The organism is Methylobacterium sp. TK31, from assembly GCF_055361545.1.
In genome coordinates, this window is sequence record NZ_CM143964.1 from 4,808,106 (window position 1) to 4,827,514 (window position 19,409).

The following is a 19,409-nucleotide window of genomic DNA, read 5'->3' on the forward strand; positions in this document are numbered from 1 at the left end:
CATCAGTAGGTCGGGACCAAGCGTTCCTCCGGTAAGGGTGCCTCCATGTGGAAGCGCAGCCCGCTTTCCGCATAGTCGATCGCCACGGTGGCACTGCACTGTTGCGCCAGGACCCGCTGTAGCAGGGTCGAGCCGAACCCCTTGCGCTGGGGTGGTGATACCGCAGGTCCGCCGGATTCCGTCCAGTCGAGGATCAGGCACCGTCCGATCTCCCCCGGCACGACGTTCCAGACGATCGAGATCCGTCCGCCGGGCTGGGACAGAGCTCCGTGCTTGGCGGCGTTCGTCGTCAGTTCATGAAATGCCATCCCGGTCGGGACGGCGAGATCGGCGGCCAGCTCGATCATCGGTCCGTCGAGGTGGATGCGCTGACCCTTGGCGTCGTTGTAGGGGCTGAGTTCGTTCTCCAGGAGTTCGTGCAACGGCGCCGTCTGCCAGTAATCCTCGGTGAGCAGGGTATGGGTCTTGCCCAGGGAGACGATGCGGTTCGAGAAGGACTGATAGAAAGTTTCGACATCGTGGGTCGAGCGCGCGGTGGCGCCGAGAAGGCCCTGAACCGTCGCCAGCGTATTCTTGACCCGGTGATGCAACTCGCGAATCAGTAGGGCCTGACGCTCATGGGTCTTCTGTCGTTCGTCGAGATGGGCTGCCACCTCCCATTGCCGCCGCCGAGCCCGCAGCGCGGAGCGCACCGCGTTGGCGAGCACCGCCGGGTGGAAAGGCCGTTCCAGCAGCGTGACATTACCGAGAAGTCCGCTCAGGCGCTCATCGGGCGATGCGCCGCGATGGTTGAGCAGGATGAAGGGGAAATCGGACCATGGGGGCTGCCGCTCGGACCACTCGGCGATCGCCCGGCGGTCGGAGTGAAGGAGTGCCTCTTCGGTGATCACGGCGCAGGCCGCCACATCGAGGTCTGCGACGAGATCGGCCAGACTGTCCTTGATCCGCGAATCGATCCCAACCTCCGCCAGGATCGCGGCGGCGATCCGCGCGTCGCGCCCGCCCGGCGCCAGGATCAGCGCGATGGGATCAGGCTGCGCCATGAGAACCGGACGGATCTCTGGAGCCTGGCGGGTTGCCGGTGATCCGTTCCGCCAGTGGCGGACGGTCGTCGAGGAGTTCGGCGCGGCTGCCCTCGAAGGTCGGTACGCCAGTGAGCACTCCGCGGAAGTCCTTCAGCACCGCGCCGACTCTCAGACCCTGAGAATCGATTCGGAACTCACGGATGGTGTCCTCATGGGGACCGGTCCGCTTCTTCAGCACCGAGAGCGCCCGGCGTACGTGGCCAGCCGCCTCGAAGAAGCGCAGCATCACCACCGTATCGCTGACGTAGGTCAGGTCGACCGGAGCTTCCATCCGACCCACCATGCCGTGCTGGGCGAGCACCAGGATCGTCACCACGCCCTGTTGATTCAGGTAGGTGGTCATCTCGTGCATCTGCAGCACCAGGTGGGGCTGCCCGCTCATGGCGCTCATGTAGCCGGTGAGGCTGTCGATCACCACGACGCGTGCTCGATCGGTCTCGACCGCGTCGCGGATGCGTCCGGCGAAATCGCCGGCTGAGACGTCGGCTGGGTCCATCTGCTCGATTCGCAGGCGGCTGGATTCGATGTGGGGACCGATCGCGAAGCCGATCCCGGCGGCGCGCCGCTGCAGGATGCCGGCGGTCTCGTCGAAGCTGATGACCAGACCGTGCTCCCCCCGATCGAGGGCGGCCATCAGGTAACCGAGTGCCAAAGTGGACTTGCCGGCGCCGGAAGGCCCGATGATGAGGTTGGTGGTACCCCGGTCGAGGCCGCCACCGAGGACCGCGTCGAGTTCCGGTACGCCGCAGGCGATAGTCGCGGCCTCGAACTCGGCATGATGGTCGGCTGCGACCAGGCGCGGGAAGATCCTCACGCCGCCTCGCCTGAGGACGAAATCGTGATAGCCGCTCTCATAGGGCGTGCCGCGCATCTTGATGACGTGGAGTCGGCGGCGCCCGGCCCCGTAGGTCGGAGTCACTTGTTCGAGCCGCAGGACCGCGTGACTGATCGAATGCAGGTTAAGGTCGTCGTCATCCGAGCTGAGGTCGTCGAGCATCAGTACGGTGGCGTCGTTGAGCAGGAAGTAGCTCTTGAGGGCCAGCACCTGCCGCCGATAGCGCAGGGACCCCTGCGAGAGCAGCCGGATCTCGGACAGGCTGTCGAACACCACCCGGACCGGGTTCACGCGTTCGATCTCGGCCAGGGCCATCCGAACCGTCTCGCCGAGTTCGAGATCGGAGGAGTGGATGAGGCTCTGCTGCTGCTCGGAGTCGAGGCTGAGTTCGGGCGGAACCAACTCGTAGATTTCGATGCCGTCCAGGGACCAGCCATGGCGCTCGGCGACCGACAGCAACTCGCGCCGGCTCTCGGACAGGGTGATGTACAGACCGCGCTCGCCCCGCTCCAGGCCGTCGAGCAGGAACTGCAGCCCGACGGTGGTCTTGCCGCTGCCCGGCCGTCCTTCGATGAGGTGAGCCCGGTGGGCCGCGTAGCCGCCGTGGAGGATCTCGTCGAGGCCTGGCACTCCGGTCGGGATCGGCGCGGCATCGCCGACGACGGGGGTCTGCATGGATTATTCCGAAACGTGTCGAAGGACGCCCACCATAGGTGCGGGTCCCCCCGCCGTCGCCGGTATTTATGCCACACCGCACGCAGGATACGCGCCGGAGAACCGGTGCGAGGCACACCATGCCGTGTCCCGCCCTCCTGAACCGCACAGGATCGCCGAGGCACGCCGCCGCCGAAGGTTGCCCTTTGCAGAAGCGCGGGGGCACCGTATCAGGACCGGCCCTTGCAGCGCGGCCGCGACGTTCAGCGCGCCTAGCGCCTGTCCTTTCGAGCTGCCGGAGTGCGGAGACACGATGCGCGAACCGAACGCGGTGGATTTCTGGCGGGGTCTCGCCCTCGTCACGATCTTCGTGAACCACATTCCCGGCAACACCTTCGAGCGTTACACCTATTCGCAGTACGGCATTTCGGATGCCGCGGAGCTGTTCGTGTTCCTGGCTGGCTGGTCGATTGGGATCGCCACGCGCAACCGCGACGGCAGCCCCGAGCCGCGCCTCAAGACCGTCCTGCGCCTAATGTCGCGCACCATCGAGGTCTATCGCGCCCAGATCACCACGATGGCGCTCGCCCTCGGGATGATCGCGGGCACGGCCCTGGTACTCGACAATCCGCTGCTGCTCGAATGGCACAATGCCGGCGGCTTCTTCGCCGATCCGATCCAGACCATGGTCGGTTTCGTCCTGCTGACGCACCAACTCGGCTTCTTCAACATTCTGCCGCTCTACGTGGTGCTCCTCGGGATCGCGCCGATCTTCGTACTGATCGGACGGGTGAGCCGCCTCGGCGCACTGCTCCTGTCCTTCGGCCTCTACGCAGCGAGCCTCGTCTTCGAGTGGAACCTACCGTCCTGGCCGGGGGAGGGGGATTGGTTCTTCGACCCATTCTGCTGGCAGCTCCTGCTCGTCCTGGGCTTCACCATGCAGGACTTCAGCCGGACCTCGTCCTGGCTGAAGCGCTGGTCGCGGCGCCTCGTCCCGGTCGGCGTCGTGATCGTCCTCACCGGCATCGTCCTTTCGGTGCTCGAATTGCGACCCGATCCGCTCCTCGTGCCCGATCCGCGCCTCGTCTTCACCTTCGACAAGACCTACCTGTCACCGGCGCGCGTCATTCATTTCCTGGGCGTGCTCCTCGCCTTCCAGACGCTCTATGCCTTCGTCGCGCCGCGCTTGGGATGGATCACCCCGTTCCTCGCCAGCCTTGGGCGAAACTCGCTGGCGGTCTTTTCGATCGGCTCTCTGCTCAGTCTCGCCGCGCAGCTCGTGCGCTTCTGGACCGGCGGCGGTGTCGTTGTTGACGTTTTCGTCGTAGGGTTCGGCCTGTTCGCACTGGGTTTCACCGCATGGTTCGTCGAATGGCGCTCCCGCAAGCCGCGGCTCTCATCACCCTGAGCCTCGCTCTCCTCTGCCAACTTGGCGGGGGCAGAGTCTGGGCGCAGGAGCCTTCGGCACACCAGGAGCCCGCCAGGGTGGGGGCTCCGCCGCCGACCGTGGTCTCGCCGCCCAGCGTCGCGGTGGCTGGCCAGGGCGCGGATGCGGAGGCCGTGGACGTGACTTTGTCGCCCGAATGCCGCGTGCCCGGCTCAAAGCTCTACACCCTGGCCCGCCTCGGTGCGGTGAAGGCGGCCCTGAAGGAGAAGCGCCCCGTCCGCGTCCTTGCCATCGGGGCCTCGACGATGGGACTCGGCTCCTCCGCCACGTACCCGGTCAAGCTGGAGACGGCCCTCGAGCGGTCCCTGCCGGATGTCGACGTGGTGGTGGAGAGCCGGGGATTGCAGGGTGAGATCGCTTCCGGTGCCGGCGAGCGGCTGCGCAGCATGGTGGCGGAGCTGGAGCCCGACCTCGTGATCTGGCAGGTCGGCTCACACGACGCTTTGGCGCGTGTCGACCTCGACGCCTTCGGCACCGCCCTCGACGAAACGGTGCAGTGGATCAAGGGCCACGAGATCGACGTGGTGCTGGTGAGCCCGGTCTATACCGCGAGCCTCGCCTCGGACGAGTATTACACCAGTCTCGTGCAGAAGGTGCAGGAGGTCGCCCTGCGGGAGGGCGTCCCCCTCGTGCAGCGCTACGAAGCCATGCGGTATCTCGCCCGCCGCAACGACAAGGGCGAGGGGCACCTGCTCGGCAGCCAGTTCCGCCTGAACGATCTCGGACTGCGCTGCATGGCCGAGCACGTCACCCGCGCCATCACCCTCTCGCTGCTCCAGCCCGATCCGGCCTCGACGGGCAGCGCGGGCCGCCCGGCCCTGACCCTGGCGCCTCCGAAGGATTCGGCCGGGGTCAAGCTCGCTCCGGCGCCCGGCAGTCCCTGAACGCAAAGCTTTAATTGCTCGGCTTAACGGCCCCGCAACGGCCGAGGCCCTACACCGTTCCGGATTGGGCGGGGGCCATTCGGTGAGCACAGCGACGGACAGGATCGGAGCCGCCGGGCTGTGGACCATCCTGGCGCGCCTGCGCAGCGGCGCGGCCGGCGCCGCGATCCATGTCTTCGCGATCCGCATCGGCGCCGCGGGCTTCGCCTATGTCGGCCAGGTCCTGATGGCCCGCCTGATGGGGGGAACCGAATACGGAGTCTTCGCCGCCATCTGGGTCTGGATCGCGATTTTGGGGCATTCGGCCACTCTCGGCCTGTCGCAGGGCGCCTGCCGCTTCATGCCGGCCGATCAGGCTCGCGGAGACCTGGCGGCCGTTCGAGCCTACCTCGTCGGCGGCGCTGTCGTGACCCTGGTGAGCGCAGTCGCGATCGCTCTCGGCGGCCTCGCCCTCGTTTGGTGGGAGGGCTCCTTATTGGAAGGACCCTATGCCGCCCCGATCCTCGTCGCCGCGCTCGTGCTTCCGCTCTTCGCGCTCCAGGATTATTGCGAGGGCGTCGCCCGGGGCCAGAACTGGGCCGTGCTCGCCATCGCGCCGCCCTACCTCCTGCGCCAGGGCCTGATCATGGCCGCGATGCTCGCCGCGGTGGCATTCGGCGCCCCGGCGCAGGCCCGCATCGCCGTCCTGTGCACCCTCGTGGCCACAGGCGTCGCGGTGGCGATCCAGGCGACCCTGCTGCTCAGGGGTCTGCGTAGAGTTCTTCCCGCGGGCCCGCGCCGCTACGCCTGGCGGCGCTGGTTCCGCGCCTGCCTGCCGATCGCCGCCAGCGACTTGGCAGGGGCCGCTTCGAGCTTCATCGATGTCGTCGTGCTGAGCCTGCTCGTTCCGCCCGCGACGGTCGGGCTCTACTTTGCCGCGACGCGGATTCAGCAATTCGTGGTCTTCGTGCATTTCGCCGCCACCGCCGCCACGGCTCAGCGCTTCACGGCCGCTCATGCCGCCGGTGATCGCATGCAACTCGATACCCTGGTGACCCTGCAGGCCCGCCTGACCCTGGCCGCGACGGCCGTGATCGGCATCGCCATCGTCGCGGCCGCTCCCCTTCTGCTCGGTCTGTTCGGGCCCGAGTTTCGGGACAGCCTGCCCATCCTCGCCGTCCTCGTCGCCGGCAGCGTCGTCGCCAGCGTCTTCGGGCCCGGCGAGGACCTGCTCAACATGCTCGGCGGCGAGCGCCTGGCCGCCGGCATCGCCCTGGGAATGCTGGTCCTGGCCGGCGGCCTCTGCCTCGCGCTGGTGCCGGCCTTCGGCGTCGTCGGAGCCGCATTGGCGATGGCGATCGCCTGCGTGGTGCGCGCCGTGGCGATGGCCTGGGCGGCGCATGCCGTGCACGGCCTGATCACCCCGGTCCGGCTCGGTCTGTTCGGGGGGCCGGGTCGATGAGCGCCCTTCACGCCAGGCCGCCTGCGCCAACCTATCGCCATACGATCACCACGCTGGCATCCCTCGGGCAGGAGGCGGCGGCCTGGGACGCGCTTTCGGTGCGGTCCGGGGACGCCCATCCGTTCTTCAGCCGGCACGTGATGCAGGCCCATCTGGCGAGCGGTCTGGCGTCGCCGGACCTGCGGGTCGTCCTGGTGCACGGCCCGGATCGCCTTGAGGCGATGCTGCCGTTTCGGCGGTCCTACGACATCTCCGGCCTCGGGCGATCCGTCGCGCTGCCGTACCTGTCACCCTTCATCACCGCCACCGCGCCGCTGGTGGCGGCGGGTTCGGACCGGCCCGCGATCCTGGCCGCCCTGGTCGAGGGCCTCGCTGCCGCATCCGGCGGGCGTGCCTGGCGCTGGCCGCTCCTCTCGGTCGAGGCGGCCCCGGGTCGCGACCTGATCGCCGCCATGGCGGCGGCCGGCTGGGATCTCGGCGAGGTCGCGCGGTTCGAGCGCCCGGTTCTCGACCGACGCACCGATCACGCCGCGTTCCTCGCCGGCCATCCGCATCCCTCGCGGCTGAAGGACCTGCGCCGCCGGCAGCGTCGCCTTGCCGAGAGTGGTGCGGTGAACCTGGTGACGGCGACGGAGGGTCCCGCCCTGGCGCGGGCGGTGGAGGACTTCCTGGCGGTGGAGGAGGCGGGCTGGAAGGGCGCGGCCGGTAGCGCCATGGCCTGTCGCCCGGCGCATGCGAGCTTCGCCCGGGCGCTGTTCCGGGCGGGGAGCGGCCCCGTCGGGATCCGGGCCGACAGCCTGACCCGGGACGGGACGTCCCTGGCCGTCAGCCTGGCCCTGGTGGCGGGTGGGACCGCCTACCTCCTGAAAACCGCCTACGACGAGAGCGCCCGGGCCCTGGCGCCGGGCCTCGTGCTGGAGGCCGAGATCGTGCGGGCCCTGCACGCGGACGTCTTCGCCGACCGGCTCGATTCGGCGACCCTGGCGGGCTCGGCCCTGGAAAGCCTCTACCGGGAGCGCGACGCCGTCGCGGAGATCATCGCGGTGCCCGCGGGCGGGCGGGGGCTGATCGGCCTGGAGCGGCGCCTCCGGCTGGCCCGGTTCGAGGAGACGGCGCGGGGCGAGGCGCGGCGGTTGCTGCGGCGCTGAGGGCGCGGGGTTGTGACCTCCCGCCCAGTCCGTGCTACTGCGCCGCCTCGGCATGCCAGACAGGACTTTCCATGCGCCGTCCCCTCGTTGCCCTCACCGGAGCCTTGATCCTCGCCATGACTGCATCCGCTTCCGCCGAGACCGTCACCACCCCTTCGGGCCTCCAGTACCGTGACGAGGTCGTGGGCACCGGCCCCGAGCCGAAGGCCGGCCAGAAGGTCAGCGTCCACTACACCGGCTGGCTCGACGAGGGCGGCAAGCCGGGCAAGAAGTTCGATTCCTCGCGGGATCGCGGCACCCCGTTCACCTTCACGCTCGGGGCCGGGCAGGTCATCGCCGGCTGGGATACGGGCGTCGCCACCATGAAGGTCGGCGGCAAGCGCACGCTGATCATCCCGCCCGACCAGGGCTACGGCCCGCGCGGCGCCGGCGGCGTGATCCCGCCCAACGCGACCCTGATCTTCGACGTCGAGCTTCTCGGCGCGCGCTAGTATACCACGCCGGTCGCGTCGAGGTCGCGCGACCGGCGACCCCTCGGACGCGTCACACCCCGGCGGGTGACGCGGACCCGCCGGCCGGTGGCCGGTAGACCAGGCCGACCTCGCCGGATAGCCGCGCGATGAAGGTGATCCCGGCGGCCTCCAGGGCGTGCCGGATGGCGGTCCGGGTCCGCGGCCGCAGCACGCCGCCGCCGTTCTCCTCGAATCGCTTGATGCTGGACCCCGAGACCTCGGCGGCGGCCGCCAGGTCCGGAATCGACCAGTTCAGCATCGCCCGGGCGCTGCGGATCAGCGTACCGGAGATGTCGGCCAGGGCGAGGTCGTCGGGCTGGGTCATCACGCTGGCGGTGCTCGTCATGTCGATGACGAGGCCGATCCATTCCCGCACGGTGCGGTCGGGGTTGAGCACCGGGACGGCCCGGCTGCTGACCCAGCGGTAGTTTCCATCGGCCCGGCGCAGGCGGTAATTGGCTTCGTAGGGCTCGTGGCGGGCGAAGGCGGTCGCCCAGGCCTCGGCCGCCCGCTGCCGGTCCTCCGGATGGATGGCCGCGGTCCAGCCGCCGGCATGCCACTGCTCGGCGGTCTGGCCCGTGAGGGCGCACCAGCTCGGCGACGGCCGGCGGACCCCGTCCGGTGTCATCAGCCAGACCACGGCGGCGATCGCCTGGACCAGCCCCTCGTAGCGGGCCTGGTTGCGGACGACCGACTGGGTCGTCTCGTGACGGCTGGTGACGTCGAGGAGGATACCGTCGGCGCGCACCGGGCCGGCATCCGCGCCCAGGACCACGTTCCCCTTGAGCTCGACCCAGCGCACCGTGCGGTCGGATCGCACGATGCGGAAGCCGCGATCGACGGGGATTCCCGTGCGCAGGGCGGTCGAGACCTCCTCGAAGATCTCGCGGTCTTTCGGATGGATGAGGGCACGCAGCGCATCCATGCCCGTGGTCTGCGGCGGCAGGCCGGTGAGGCGCGAGACCCCGTCCGAGATCGAGAGGAGGCCCGTCCGCAGGTCGAAGGACCAGAGTCCGATCTGGGCCAGTTCCTCGACCAGCCGGACGACCTGGCCGTGGGAGGCCGGGGCGGGCGGTCGCACGTCCTCGCGCGCCACAGCAAACTCGGGACGTATCACGCTCGCGGAAAACAAAGTTTCATCTCTCATGACGCTGTATGGTTGTGCAGCACGCCGCCGTACCTTCGACTATTATCAGTCAGCGCTCAAGCCAATGCAATTGCAAGGACTACGGACTGATAAAGTGTATGCAGGATATCGCTTTTACGTGACCGGTCCTGTCACGTGCGGCGGGCCACGGGACCCGGCCCGGTGCGATACGGCTCCGCAAATCCCCGGACGTTCCGTCCTCCCGCATCGATCAGTCCACGTCTTCCCGGCGCCTCCAGGGCAGGCGCGATGGACCGCGAGGGTTTAGCCGGGAGAGGGCGAGATTCGGCCGGGGCAAAACGCTGCGTTCGTCCTGCATGTGTCTGAAAAGTCAGATCTATGATCGTTCGACCAATCGCCGCGATCGCGCGAAGACTTGTCGATCGCGGCGCTTGTCTCCCGGACCTGCCGCGGAGAAGCCCCGTGAACCTAACGCTCCTGGCCGGCCTCCGGTCCGAGGGCGGCGGCGCCCCGAAAGGTTTCCACGTCGAGTGGCGCGCTGCGGCATGTATCTGCATGCATCACGCAAGCTGTCTGCTCCGGTGGATTTCCGCTGAAATCAGGAGTTGTTTCAACATTTCGTGAGGAAAGCGGCATGAGCCGTAGATCTTCTAGGGTCGAATACGACTTTCGGGCGACCGGTGGCCGCGGCTTCAACGTGCCGTACCGCGCCGTCTTCATGCCCCCGCCGCCAGCCCCCGGCCGCGTCGACCCGATTCGCGGCCCGCAGAGGCCGCCTGCGGGCAGGGCGAAAGCCTGACATCGGCCGCCGGTCGTAGCCGGCCGGGGCCGATCCGGCCTCGTGGCCCTGGAAAGACGCCGGTGCGGGTGCTCAAGTGCCGGCCGGACGGCGTGCGGCGCGAGCGAGTCGCCGGCACGGGAATCGACCCGGGCTCAAGCCCCGGGCTGAACGGGATCGGCGACCGAGCGATGCGATCCAGCCACCGGCACGCCGCCCTCCGCCCGCAGGGGCGTCCCGCCTCCGTCCCCCTCGCCGGGGCCCGATCGCGCCGACGCCCGCCGCAAGGATGACAATCACATGGCTCTGGAACGGAACGCCGCCCTCTCCACCCCCGAGGCCCGGGGCGCACGCACCGACCTGCTCGGCGCCGCGTCCGACCGGGTCGCGGCGCAGGGCGGGCCCGGCGGCTTCGTCACCGACCTGTTCGGGCGCGTGCCCCCCGAGGACCTCGCCCCCTACGCGGCGCAGGATCTCGCCGACCTCGCCCTCGCGGCCCGCGGGCACCTGTCCGAGCCGCGGCGCCCGGGCGCGCCCGCCAACCTCTCGGTCAGCGACCGCGCCGTCCTGCGCGACGGACGCACCCGCGACCTGACCATCGTCGAGATCGTCAACGACAACCGCCCGTTCCTGCTGGATTCCGCCCTGGCCGAGCTCACCGAGCAGGGACTGGCGCCCCACCTCGTCGCCCACCCGATCCTCGGGGTCGAGCGCGACGGCACCGGCGCCCTGGTCCGGGTGGTCGGCGAGACCACGGCCGACACCCAGGCCGGCTTCGCCCGCGAGAGCTTCATCCACATCCACCTCGACCGGCTCGATGCCGGCGAGGCCCGCACCCGGCTCGTCGAGGGCCTGGCCCGCGTCTTCCGCGACGTCGCCCTGGCCACCGACGACCAGGACGCCATGGCGGCCCGCCTCGCCGGCCTCGTGGACGGCTACGCCCATGCCCCGCCGCCCCTGCCGCAGGGGGAGGTGGCGGAGGCCCGGGCCTTCCTGGCCTGGCTCGGCGCCGGGCACTTCACCCTGCTCGGCCTGCGCGAGCACGGCCTGTCCGGCTCCGAGCATTCCCTGGTGGAGGGGTCCGGGCTCGGGCTCCTGCGCGATCCCGCCGTGGCGGTGCTGCGGCGCGGCGGCGCCCTCGTGGACATGACGCCGGAGATCCACGCCTTCCTCGAAGGCCCGCAGGCCCTGATCATCACCAAGGCCAGCGTGAAGTCCCGGGTCCACCGGGCCGCCCATCTCGACTACATCGCCTGCAAGCTCTTCGGCGCCGACGGCGCCCTCACCGGCGAGGTCGGCATTGTCGGCCTGTTCAACGCGAGCGCCTACACCCTGCCGACCCGCGAGATTCCCTACCTGCGCGAGAAGGTGGCGCAGGTGGCGATGCGCGCCGGGCTCGACCCGACCAGCCATGCCGGGCGCGGCCTCCTCGACGTGCTGGAGACCTATCCGCGCGACGACCTGTTCCAGATCGACGCCGACCGGCTCTACCGCTTCAGCCTCGCCATCGCCCATCTCGCCGACCGGCCGCGCCTGCGGGTGCTGTCGCGGCCCGACCGCTTCGGGCGCTTCGTCTCGCTCCTCGTCTACGTGCCGAAGGACCGCTACGATTCCACCGTGCGGGCCCGGATCGGCGCCTACCTCGCCAACGAATATGGCGGCCGGGTCTCGGCGGCCTACCCGTACTTCCCCGACGGGCCGCTCGCCCGCACCCACTTCATCATCGGCCTGCCCGAATCCGGCGCGCCCGAGCGCGACCCCGCGGCCCTGGAGGCTGGCATCGCCGCCCTGGTCCGGACCTGGGGCGACGAGCTGCGGGCGGCCCTGGCCGAGACCCTGGACGGTCCGGAGGCCCGCGCCCTGGCGGCCCGCTACGGCGAGGCCTTCTCGGCGGCCTACCGCGAGAGCTTCGCGCCCCGCGTCGCCATCGCCGACATCACCACGCTGGAACGGCTGAGCCCCGAGCGGCCCCGCGCGGCCGATATCGGGCGGCGCGCCACCGACCCGGACTCGCAGATCCGCCTCAAGGTGTTCTCGCGCGGCGCCTCGCTCTCCCTGTCCGAGCGGGTGCCGGTGCTGGAGAATCTGGGGTTCCGGGTCATCAACGAGCGGACCTACCGCATCCTGCCCCCGGGCACCGACGAGGCCGCCCGGGTCTGGCTGCACGACATGCTGCTGGAGCGGGCCACCGGGGCGGCCATCGACCTCGGCCGCCTCGAGACCCTGCTGGAGGAGGCGCTGCTGGCGCTCGGCACCGGGCTGGCCGAATCCGACGGCTACAACCGGCTGGTGTTGGAGGCCGAGCTGCCCTGGCGCGAGGTCGCCCTGCTGCGCGCCCTCGGGCGCTACCTGCGCCAGCTCCGCATCCGCTACGGCCAGGACTACCTCGCCGCCACGCTGAGCGCCTATCCGGGCATCGCCCGCGCCCTGGTGGCGCTGTTCCGCGCCCGGTTCGACCCCGCATCCGAGGCCGGTCGCGACGCGGCCCAGGCCGAGATCCGCGCCGGGATCGAGACCGATCTCGCCGCCGTGACCAGCCTCGACGAGGACCGCATCCTGCGCCGCTTCGTCAACCTGATCGAGGCCGCCCTGCGGACCAACTTCTTCCAGGTCGCGCCGGGGGGCGGACGCCGCGAGGCCATCGCCTTCAAGTTCGCCTGCGCCAAGGTCGCCGGCATGCCGCTGCCGCGCCCGTTCTTCGAGATCTTCGTCTATGCGCCGCGCGTCGAGGGCGTGCACCTGCGCTTCGGCTACGTCGCCCGCGGCGGCCTGCGCTGGTCCGACCGGCCGGAGGATTTCCGCACCGAGGTGCTCGGCCTCGTGAAGGCCCAGCAGGTGAAGAACGCCGTGATCGTGCCCGTGGGCGCCAAGGGCGGCTTCTTCCCCAAGCGCCTGCCGCCGGCCTCCGACCGGCAGGCCTGGATGGCCGAGGGCACCGAGAGCTACCGGATCTTCATCCGGACCCTGCTCGAACTCACCGACAACATCGTGGGCGACGCCATCGTGCCGCCGGCGGACACGGTGCGGCACGACCCCGACGACGCCTACCTCGTGGTGGCGGCCGACAAGGGTACCGCCACCTTCTCGGACATCGCCAACGCCCTCTCGGCGGAGCGCGGCCACTGGCTCGGCGACGCCTTCGCCTCGGGCGGCAGCCAGGGCTACGACCACAAGGGCATGGGCATCACCGCCCGCGGCGCCTGGGAGGCGGTGAAGCGCCACTTCCTCGAGATGGACATCGACACCCAGAGCGACCCGATCACGGTGGCGGGCGTCGGCGACATGTCCGGCGACGTCTTCGGCAACGGCATGCTGCTGTCGCGCTCCCTGCGCCTGGTGGCCGCCTTCGACCACCGCGACATCTTCCTCGACCCGAATCCCGACGCGGCCGCGAGCTTTTCCGAGCGCAGGCGCCTGTTCGACCTCGGGCGCTCCTCCTGGCGCGACTACGATGCCGGCCTGATCTCGCCCGGCGGCGGCGTCTATGCCCGCAGCCTGAAGACCATCCCGCTCTCCCCCGAGATCCAGGCGGTGCTCGGGCTGGCGCAGGACGCCGCGACCCCGGCGGAGCTGATGCAGGCGATCCTCAAGGCGCCGGTGGACCTGCTCTGGTTCGGCGGCATCGGCACCTATATCCGCGCCACCTCGGAATCCGACGAGGAGGCCGGCGACCGGGCCAACGACGCGGTGCGCATCACCGGGGCGATGCTGCGGGCCAAGGTCATCGGGGAGGGCGCCAATCTCGGGGCGACCCAGCGCGGGCGCATCGAGGCGGCCCGCAACGGGGTCCGCCTCAACACCGACGCCATCGACAACTCGGCCGGGGTGAACACCTCCGACGTCGAGGTGAACATCAAGATCGCCCTGATGATCCCGGAGCGGGACGGGCGCCTCGACGGGCAGGCCCGCAACGAGCTCCTGGTGGCGATGACCGACGAGGTCGCCGCCCTGGTGCTGCGCAACAACCAGCTCCAGACCCTCGCCCTCTCGCTGGCCCAGCACCGGGGCCTGCCCGAGACGGGCTTCGCCATGCGCACGATGCAGGCCCTGGAGGCCGAGGGGCGCCTGGACCGCACCGTGGAGCTGCTGCCCGACGACGCCGCCATCGCCGAGCGCATGCGCAAGGGGGAGGGGCTGACCCGGCCGGAATACGCGGTGCTCCTCGCCTACGCCAAGCTCGCGCTCTACGACGCGCTGCTGGCGAGCCCGGCCCCGAACGACCCCTATTTCGACCGGGAGCTGCAGCGCTACTTCCCCGCCGCCCTGCGTCAGCACTTCCCCGACGCGGTCAGCGGCCACCGCCTGCGCCGGGAGATCATCAGCACCGCGCTCTCCAACATCATCGTCAACCGGGGCGGCCCCTCCCTGGTCACCCGCCTGATGGAGGAGACCGGCGCCGATGCCAGCGCCATCGCCAAGGCCTACGCGATCACCCGCGACGCCTACGGCCTGATGGAGCTGAATCTGGCCATCGACGGGCTCTCCGGCGCCATCGGCGGTCAGGCCCAGATCGCCCTCTACGCCGAGGTGCAGGACCTGCTCGTCGGCCGGATCGTCTGGTTCCTGCGCAACCTCGACCTCGCGGGCAGCGTCGCGCCGGTCGTCGCCCGCTACCGCGAGGGCATCAGCGCCCTGCAGGCGGCCCTGCCGGAGGTGATGGGGGAGGCGGTGAACCGGCAACTCGCCGCGCGCGAGGCCGAGCTCGTGGGGCTCGGCATGGCCGCCGCGCCCGCCCGGCGCCTCTCGGCCCTGACCGCCCTGACCTCGGCCCCCGACATCGTCCGGATCGCCGAGACCGGCGGCGGCGCGATGCCGGACATCGCCGCGACCCACTTCGCCCTCGACCGGGACCTGCAGCTCTCCGAACTGGCCGCGGCGGCCCGGGAGGTCGCCACCGCCGACCCCTACGACCGCATCGCCCTGGAGCGGGCGGTGGCCAACATCGCCACGGCGCACCGCCAGCTCACCGCCGAGATCGTCGGCACGGTGGGGGCCGGGGCCGACGCGGTGGCGGCCTGGAGCCGGAGCCGCGGGGCCGCCCTCGACCATGCCCGCGCCACCCTGGAGGCGGTGACCGCCTCGGGGCTCACGGTCTCGAAGGCGACGGTGGCGGCGAGCCTGCTGGCGGACCTGGCGCGGCCGAAGGGCACGGCCGGCTGAGCCGGAGGGGCGACCCGGCGCGCCGCTTCCCTAGCGGGCGAGGACCCGGGCGGCGTCCTTCGTCGTGCCGACGGCGCGGGAGACCTGCTCGATGGAGCGGCCGATCGCCTGGATGTTGTGCGAGATCGCCGCGACGGCGCTGGCCGCGTGCTGCATGTTGCCCGACATGTCCTGGGTGACGACGCTCTGCTCCTCCACCGCCGCCGCCGTGCTGATGGCGTAGTCGCGCATCTGCGTCACCGAGGTCTGGATGGTCTGGAGCGACTCGCCGACCTGCTTCGAGACGACCTGCACGTTGTCGATCTCGCCGGTGATCTGCTCGGTGGCCCGCGCCGCCTGGTTGGCGAGGTTCTTCACCTCCTGCGCCACCACGGCGAAGCCGCGGCCTGCCTCGCCGGCCCGGGCCGACTCGATCGTCGCGTTGAGGGCCAGCAGGTTGATCTGACCGGCGATGCTCTGGATCAGGCCGACGATGCCGCTCATCGCACTGGCCGCCAGGGTCAGCTTCTGGGTCGCCTCGGCGGCGGCCACGACCTGGCCCTGCGCCGCCTCGGTGGCGACCCGGGAATGGGCCATGCTCTGCGAGATCTCGGCGACGGAGGCGGCGAGCTCCTCGGAGGCGGCCGCCATGGTCTGGACGTTGCTCGCGGTGGTGCTCGCCGCCGCGTCGGCCTCCCGCGTCTGGGTGTTCGAGAGCAGCACCGCCCCGTCGATCTCGCCGAAATTCTCGCCGATCAGCCGGCGCAGGTCGTTGAGGAGCGTCACCTGCGCGGTGATGTCGGTGGCGAACTTGACGACCTTGTAGGGGCGCCCGGCCGCATCGAGGATCGGGTTGTAGGAGGCCTCGATCCAGATCTCGCGGCCGCCCTTGGCCACGCGCTTGTACTGGGCGGCCTGGTAGGTGCCCTGACGCAGGCGGGTCCAGAACTCGGCATAGGCGGCGGAATCGCGCTCGGCGGGCTCCACGAACATCCGGTGATGCCGGCCGACGATCTCCGGCAGGGTGTAGCCGATGGCGGCGAGGAAGTTCTCGTTGGCCTCGAGCACGGTGCCGTCGAGGGCGAAGGCGATCACGGCCTGGGCCTTGTGCAGGGCGGCGAGCTGGCCCTGGACGTCGGCGTCGCGCATCTTCTGCGCGGTGATGTCGGTGGCGAGCTTGACGACCTTGTAGGGCTTGCCGGCCGCATCGAGGATCGGGTTGTAGGAGGCCTCGATCCAGATCTCGCGGCCGCCCTTGGCCACGCGCTTGTACTGGGCGGCCTCGTACTCGCCCCGGCGCAGCTTGGCCCAGAAGGCCGCGTAGGCGGCGCTGTCCCGCTCGGCGGGCTCGACGAACAGGCTGTGATGCTGGCCGCGGATCTCCGCGAGCCCGTAGCCGATCACGGCGAGGAAGTTCTCGTTGGCGGTGATCACCGTGCCGTCGAGGTTGAACTCGATGATGCCCTGCGACCTGTCGAGGGCCGCGAGCTTCGCGGCGGTCTCGGCGGACAGCCTGTTCCTCATACCCAACATCATGCGCCCCGGTGTCCGAACCCGTCACGGGTTCAACGCGCGGCCACGGGACATCTCTTCGTATGTTCGTCCGTGCCGCGCAGTGAAACTGCCATGAGAATCTTAAGGATCGGAAAATTCGCACGATCCGCGCAGCGATCCGGCAACGCTCTGGACTGTGTTGAACGCTGATTTCTTCAGCGAAAGCTCGCGGAAGACCGATCGATATTCGATTGGGCCGATCGGCTACGAATTGTGCGTCTTCGACCACTTCGACATCACTGGGTCGCCCCGCGACGCTGCCGGCCGCGTCCCATGCGCGACAGGGGCGCGGGTTTGTCCCCTCCTGGGCGCGATAATGCGGCCCGGCCGCGGCGAGGCGTGTTGGAACTCGCGGGCGGTTGGTGTATGAGCCTGCCCCAAGTGCAGTTTCTGCGCCGATTCGAGGCCGTCTGACGGACGTCCCGCCCGGGGGAAATCCCGGGTCCGGGGCGTTTTGCAGTTCGCGTCGCGGGGCTCCGGGAGGGTCTCAGGGTCGGCGCCGCCCAACAAACATCGTTTCAGAGGATTGAAACCGTTGCAGGTACTCGTTCGCGACAACAACGTCGACCAAGCCCTCCGCGTCCTGAAGAAGAAGATGCAGCGCGAGGGCATCTTCCGCGAGATGAAGCAGCGCAAGGCCTACGAGAAGCCTTCCGTCCGCAAGGCTCGTGAGAAGGCCGAGGCCGTGCGCCGCGCCCGCAAGCAGGCCCGCAAGACCGCGATCCGCGAGGGCCTGATCGCCGCGCCGAAGCCCAAGCCCCGTTTCGGCGCCGGTGCGCCGCGTCGTCCGAGCGGTTCGCCGTTCGCGCCGACGGCTCCGACCGTGCTGCCGCCCGCCGGCAACGCCTGAGTCCAGGCGCTCTCGCCCAGGCTTTCGGAGCCCGGGCACCCTGAGCCCGAGGTTCATCGCGACGGCCGCCCTGCGCACAGCGCCGGCCGTCGATGTCGAAGTTCGGAGAAGCCCGGTCGCTCGGCGGCCGGGCTTTTTCGCGTCGCCCGTGCGTTCGGGCGGCGCGAGGGTTCGGGCGGCGTAGAGGTTCGGGCGGTCAGGCGGCCCGGGCCGCCACCGTCGCGTGCTCGGCCTGGACCAGCACGTCGAGGGCCCGCCACGGCTTCTGCATGTAGACCGCCTGGGCCGGCATGGCCTCGACCGCGCGGGCATCGCCCCCGGAGGTGAGGACCACCCGGATGTCCGGCCAGCGCCGCTCGACGGCGCTCGCCAGGGCGATCCCGTCCATGCCGGCGCCCAGGCGCACGTCGGCGAAGAGCAGGGCGACGTTGCCGCCGGTGCGCTCCAGCACCGAGATCGCGGCCTCGGCCGTGTCGCAGGCGATGACGTCGAGGTCGCTCTCCTCCAGGACGGCCGTCGCGAGATTGCGGACATCGACGTCGTCCTCGACCACGAGGGCGATCGGGCAGGGGGCGTGGGTGCGATCCATGAAGTCTCCTTGTCGGGCGTCTGGCGTGGTTGGGCGTCTGGCGTGGCGAACGCGCGGGATGGACGGGTGGGACGCGATACGCGGGGGCCCAGGGCGACCGCACGCGGCCCCGCCTGATCCGATCGGATTACTGATTCTCGCCCAGTGATGCTGCGCCGCCACGGTGCGGGGGGCAAGAGTCCGAATCGATGTTCCGGCTATGCGGTTCCCGCATCGATTGTCGGTTCCGCCGCCGCATTCCCGCCGGGCTCGCATGATGAGTGGCCCGCACGGCGCCGATCGCCCGGGGAGAGTCCGGTCCGCACGGTGTGCCTCTTGCATAGCTGGCTCCGCGGGGGGGCGGGCCCGCGGCCCGCGTTAACCACTCGTTCACCCCGATCGCCTGAACTTCACCGGTGAACGGGTCGCAGGGATTGCAGGAGACGGACGTCGCCCCAGGGCGGCGACCGGGTCGGTCGCGTCGTCGAGATCAGGGGGTGATTGTCCGTCATGTGCCGCTTCCTCGCCTATTCCGGTGAGCCGGTCTTCCTGACCGACCTCGTCTGCGCGCCGACGCACTCGCTGGTCCACCAGTCGCTCCACGCGGCCGAGGCGAAGACGGAGACCAACGGCGACGGGTTCGGCATCGGCTGGTACGGCGAGCGGGTCGACCCGGGCCTGTACCGCGACGTCTGCCCGGCCTGGTCGGACGAGAACCTCGTGAACCTCTGCCAGCAGGTGCGGGCGCGGATGTTCTTCGCCCATGTGCGGGCCTCCACGGGCACCGCCACCACCCGGGCGAACTGCCACCCCTTCGCCCATGGCCGTCACCTGTTCATGCATAACGGCCAGATCGGCGGCTACCACCGCATCAAGCGGCGCCTCGAGGCGCTGATCCCCGACGCGCTCTACGACGACCGGCGCGGCACCACCGATTCCGAGGCGATCTTCCTCCTGGCGCTCGCCAACGGCCTCGCCGAGGACCCGATCGGCGCCATGGCGCGGACCCTCGCCACGGTGCGCGACCTGATGCGGGCGGCCGAGGCCACCGAACCCCTGCGCTTCACCGCCGTCGTCAGCGACGGCGAGACCCTGACGGCCTATCGCTGGGCCTGCGACGGCTCGCCCCCGAGCCTGTACTACCGCCAGACCGAGACCGGCCTCGTCGTCGTCTCCGAGCCGATCGACGGCTGCCGCGACGGCTGGAAGGTCGTCCCCAAGGGCGGCACCCTCCAGGCCCGCCGCGGCGGCCCGGTGATCGTCACCGGTCCCGAGGCGGTCGCCGAGCGCATCGCCGCCTGAGGCGAGCCTCGGGAGGGCGAGGCGGTATCCGGGAGCGAGACGGCCCCGGATGGGCCTGACATCGGCAGGCGGAGGGATCGCAGATACGGCCCCCATCGAATGAC

General features: G+C 70.4%; 13 protein-coding genes. 8 read left to right on the plus strand and 5 right to left on the minus strand.

Features of this window, described 5'->3' with window-relative positions:
* Positions 1 to 2 precede the first annotated feature (2 nt).
* Both ACXJY8_RS22515 and ACXJY8_RS22520 read right to left on the minus strand, forming a co-directional pair.
* The gene (locus ACXJY8_RS22515) at positions 3 to 1,043 is read right to left on the minus strand and encodes a sensor histidine kinase (RefSeq protein WP_463774048.1); all 1,041 of its coding nucleotides are present in this window, start codon (positions 1,041 to 1,043) and stop codon (positions 3 to 5) included.
* Positions 1,030 to 2,595, minus strand: coding sequence for an ATPase domain-containing protein (locus ACXJY8_RS22520; protein WP_463774051.1), 1,566 nt, complete (start codon positions 2,593 to 2,595; stop codon positions 1,030 to 1,032). The genes ACXJY8_RS22515 and ACXJY8_RS22520 overlap by 14 nt, the downstream gene beginning before the upstream one ends.
* Positions 2,596 to 2,887: 292 nt before the next feature.
* Here ACXJY8_RS22520 and ACXJY8_RS22525 point away from each other — a divergent pair, with 292 nt between their 5' ends.
* From ACXJY8_RS22525 to ACXJY8_RS22545, 5 genes are all read left to right on the plus strand, one after another.
* Positions 2,888 to 3,982, plus strand: a complete 1,095-nt coding sequence (locus ACXJY8_RS22525) for an OpgC family protein (protein ID WP_463774055.1) — start codon at positions 2,888 to 2,890, stop codon at positions 3,980 to 3,982.
* Entirely contained in the window at positions 3,946 to 4,905 is a 960-nt protein-coding gene (locus ACXJY8_RS22530) for an SGNH/GDSL hydrolase family protein (protein ID WP_463774060.1), read from the plus strand. The genes ACXJY8_RS22525 and ACXJY8_RS22530 overlap by 37 nt, the downstream gene beginning before the upstream one ends.
* 82 nt (positions 4,906 to 4,987) lie before the next feature.
* Positions 4,988 to 6,346: a lipopolysaccharide biosynthesis protein gene (locus ACXJY8_RS22535; RefSeq protein WP_463774064.1), complete on the plus strand. Its 1,359-nt coding sequence runs from the start codon at positions 4,988 to 4,990 to the stop codon at positions 6,344 to 6,346.
* Positions 6,343 to 7,494, plus strand: a complete 1,152-nt coding sequence (locus ACXJY8_RS22540) for a GNAT family N-acetyltransferase (protein ID WP_463774066.1) — start codon at positions 6,343 to 6,345, stop codon at positions 7,492 to 7,494. Before ACXJY8_RS22535 ends, ACXJY8_RS22540 begins: the two co-directional genes overlap by 4 nt.
* A 71-nt stretch (positions 7,495 to 7,565) precedes the next feature.
* Positions 7,566 to 7,985, plus strand: coding sequence for an FKBP-type peptidyl-prolyl cis-trans isomerase (locus ACXJY8_RS22545; protein ID WP_463774068.1), 420 nt, complete (start codon positions 7,566 to 7,568; stop codon positions 7,983 to 7,985).
* A gap of 52 nt (positions 7,986 to 8,037) precedes the next feature.
* Here the strand turns inward: ACXJY8_RS22545 and ACXJY8_RS22550 are convergent, their stop codons facing one another.
* Entirely contained in the window at positions 8,038 to 9,087 is a 1,050-nt protein-coding gene (locus tag ACXJY8_RS22550) for a PAS domain-containing protein (protein ID WP_463774071.1), read from the minus strand.
* 1,105 nt (positions 9,088 to 10,192) lie between these two features.
* Here ACXJY8_RS22550 and ACXJY8_RS22555 point away from each other — a divergent pair.
* A complete protein-coding gene (locus tag ACXJY8_RS22555; RefSeq protein WP_463774073.1) occupies positions 10,193 to 15,052 on the plus strand; it encodes an NAD-glutamate dehydrogenase in 4,860 nt (1,619 codons plus the stop codon).
* Between the two features lie 30 nt (positions 15,053 to 15,082).
* On the opposite strand, the gene ACXJY8_RS22560 is transcribed toward ACXJY8_RS22555, so the two are convergent.
* The gene (locus ACXJY8_RS22560) at positions 15,083 to 16,555 is read right to left on the minus strand and encodes a methyl-accepting chemotaxis protein (protein WP_463774077.1); all 1,473 of its coding nucleotides are present in this window, start codon (positions 16,553 to 16,555) and stop codon (positions 15,083 to 15,085) included.
* 565 nt (positions 16,556 to 17,120) lie between these two features.
* Here ACXJY8_RS22560 and rpsU point away from each other — a divergent pair.
* Complete coding sequence (gene rpsU / locus ACXJY8_RS22565; protein ID WP_463774081.1) at positions 17,121 to 17,435, plus strand: 30S ribosomal protein S21; 315 nt, start codon at positions 17,121 to 17,123, stop codon at positions 17,433 to 17,435.
* Between the two features lie 196 nt (positions 17,436 to 17,631).
* On the opposite strand, the gene ACXJY8_RS22570 is transcribed toward rpsU, so the two are convergent.
* Positions 17,632 to 18,024, minus strand: a complete 393-nt coding sequence (locus ACXJY8_RS22570; protein WP_463774083.1) for a response regulator — start codon at positions 18,022 to 18,024, stop codon at positions 17,632 to 17,634.
* A 489-nt stretch (positions 18,025 to 18,513) separates the two neighbouring features.
* Between ACXJY8_RS22570 and ACXJY8_RS22575 the strand changes: the two genes are divergently transcribed.
* The gene (locus ACXJY8_RS22575) at positions 18,514 to 19,305 is read left to right on the plus strand and encodes a class II glutamine amidotransferase (RefSeq protein ID WP_463774087.1); all 792 of its coding nucleotides are present in this window, start codon (positions 18,514 to 18,516) and stop codon (positions 19,303 to 19,305) included.
* Positions 19,306 to 19,409: the final 104 nt, after the last annotated feature.

What these genes read in the sequence shown, in the direction of transcription:
- ACXJY8_RS22555 (WP_463774073.1), top strand. Translation starts at nt 10,193, where the DNA reads ATGGCTCTGGAACGGAACGCCGCCCTCTCCACCCCCGAGGCCCGGGGC.
- ACXJY8_RS22560 (WP_463774077.1), bottom strand. Translation starts at nt 16,555, where the DNA reads ATGAGGAACAGGCTGTCCGCCGAGACCGCCGCGAAGCTCGCGGCCCTC.
- ACXJY8_RS22515 (WP_463774048.1), bottom strand. Translation starts at nt 1,043, where the DNA reads ATGGCGCAGCCTGATCCCATCGCGCTGATCCTGGCGCCGGGCGGGCGC.
- ACXJY8_RS22545 (WP_463774068.1), top strand. Translation starts at nt 7,566, where the DNA reads ATGCGCCGTCCCCTCGTTGCCCTCACCGGAGCCTTGATCCTCGCCATG.
- ACXJY8_RS22570 (WP_463774083.1), bottom strand. Translation starts at nt 18,024, where the DNA reads ATGGATCGCACCCACGCCCCCTGCCCGATCGCCCTCGTGGTCGAGGAC.
- ACXJY8_RS22540 (WP_463774066.1), top strand. Translation starts at nt 6,343, where the DNA reads ATGAGCGCCCTTCACGCCAGGCCGCCTGCGCCAACCTATCGCCATACG.
- ACXJY8_RS22530 (WP_463774060.1), top strand. Translation starts at nt 3,946, where the DNA reads ATGGCGCTCCCGCAAGCCGCGGCTCTCATCACCCTGAGCCTCGCTCTC.
- ACXJY8_RS22525 (WP_463774055.1), top strand. Translation starts at nt 2,888, where the DNA reads ATGCGCGAACCGAACGCGGTGGATTTCTGGCGGGGTCTCGCCCTCGTC.
- ACXJY8_RS22575 (WP_463774087.1), top strand. Translation starts at nt 18,514, where the DNA reads ATGTGCCGCTTCCTCGCCTATTCCGGTGAGCCGGTCTTCCTGACCGAC.
- ACXJY8_RS22520 (WP_463774051.1), bottom strand. Translation starts at nt 2,595, where the DNA reads ATGCAGACCCCCGTCGTCGGCGATGCCGCGCCGATCCCGACCGGAGTG.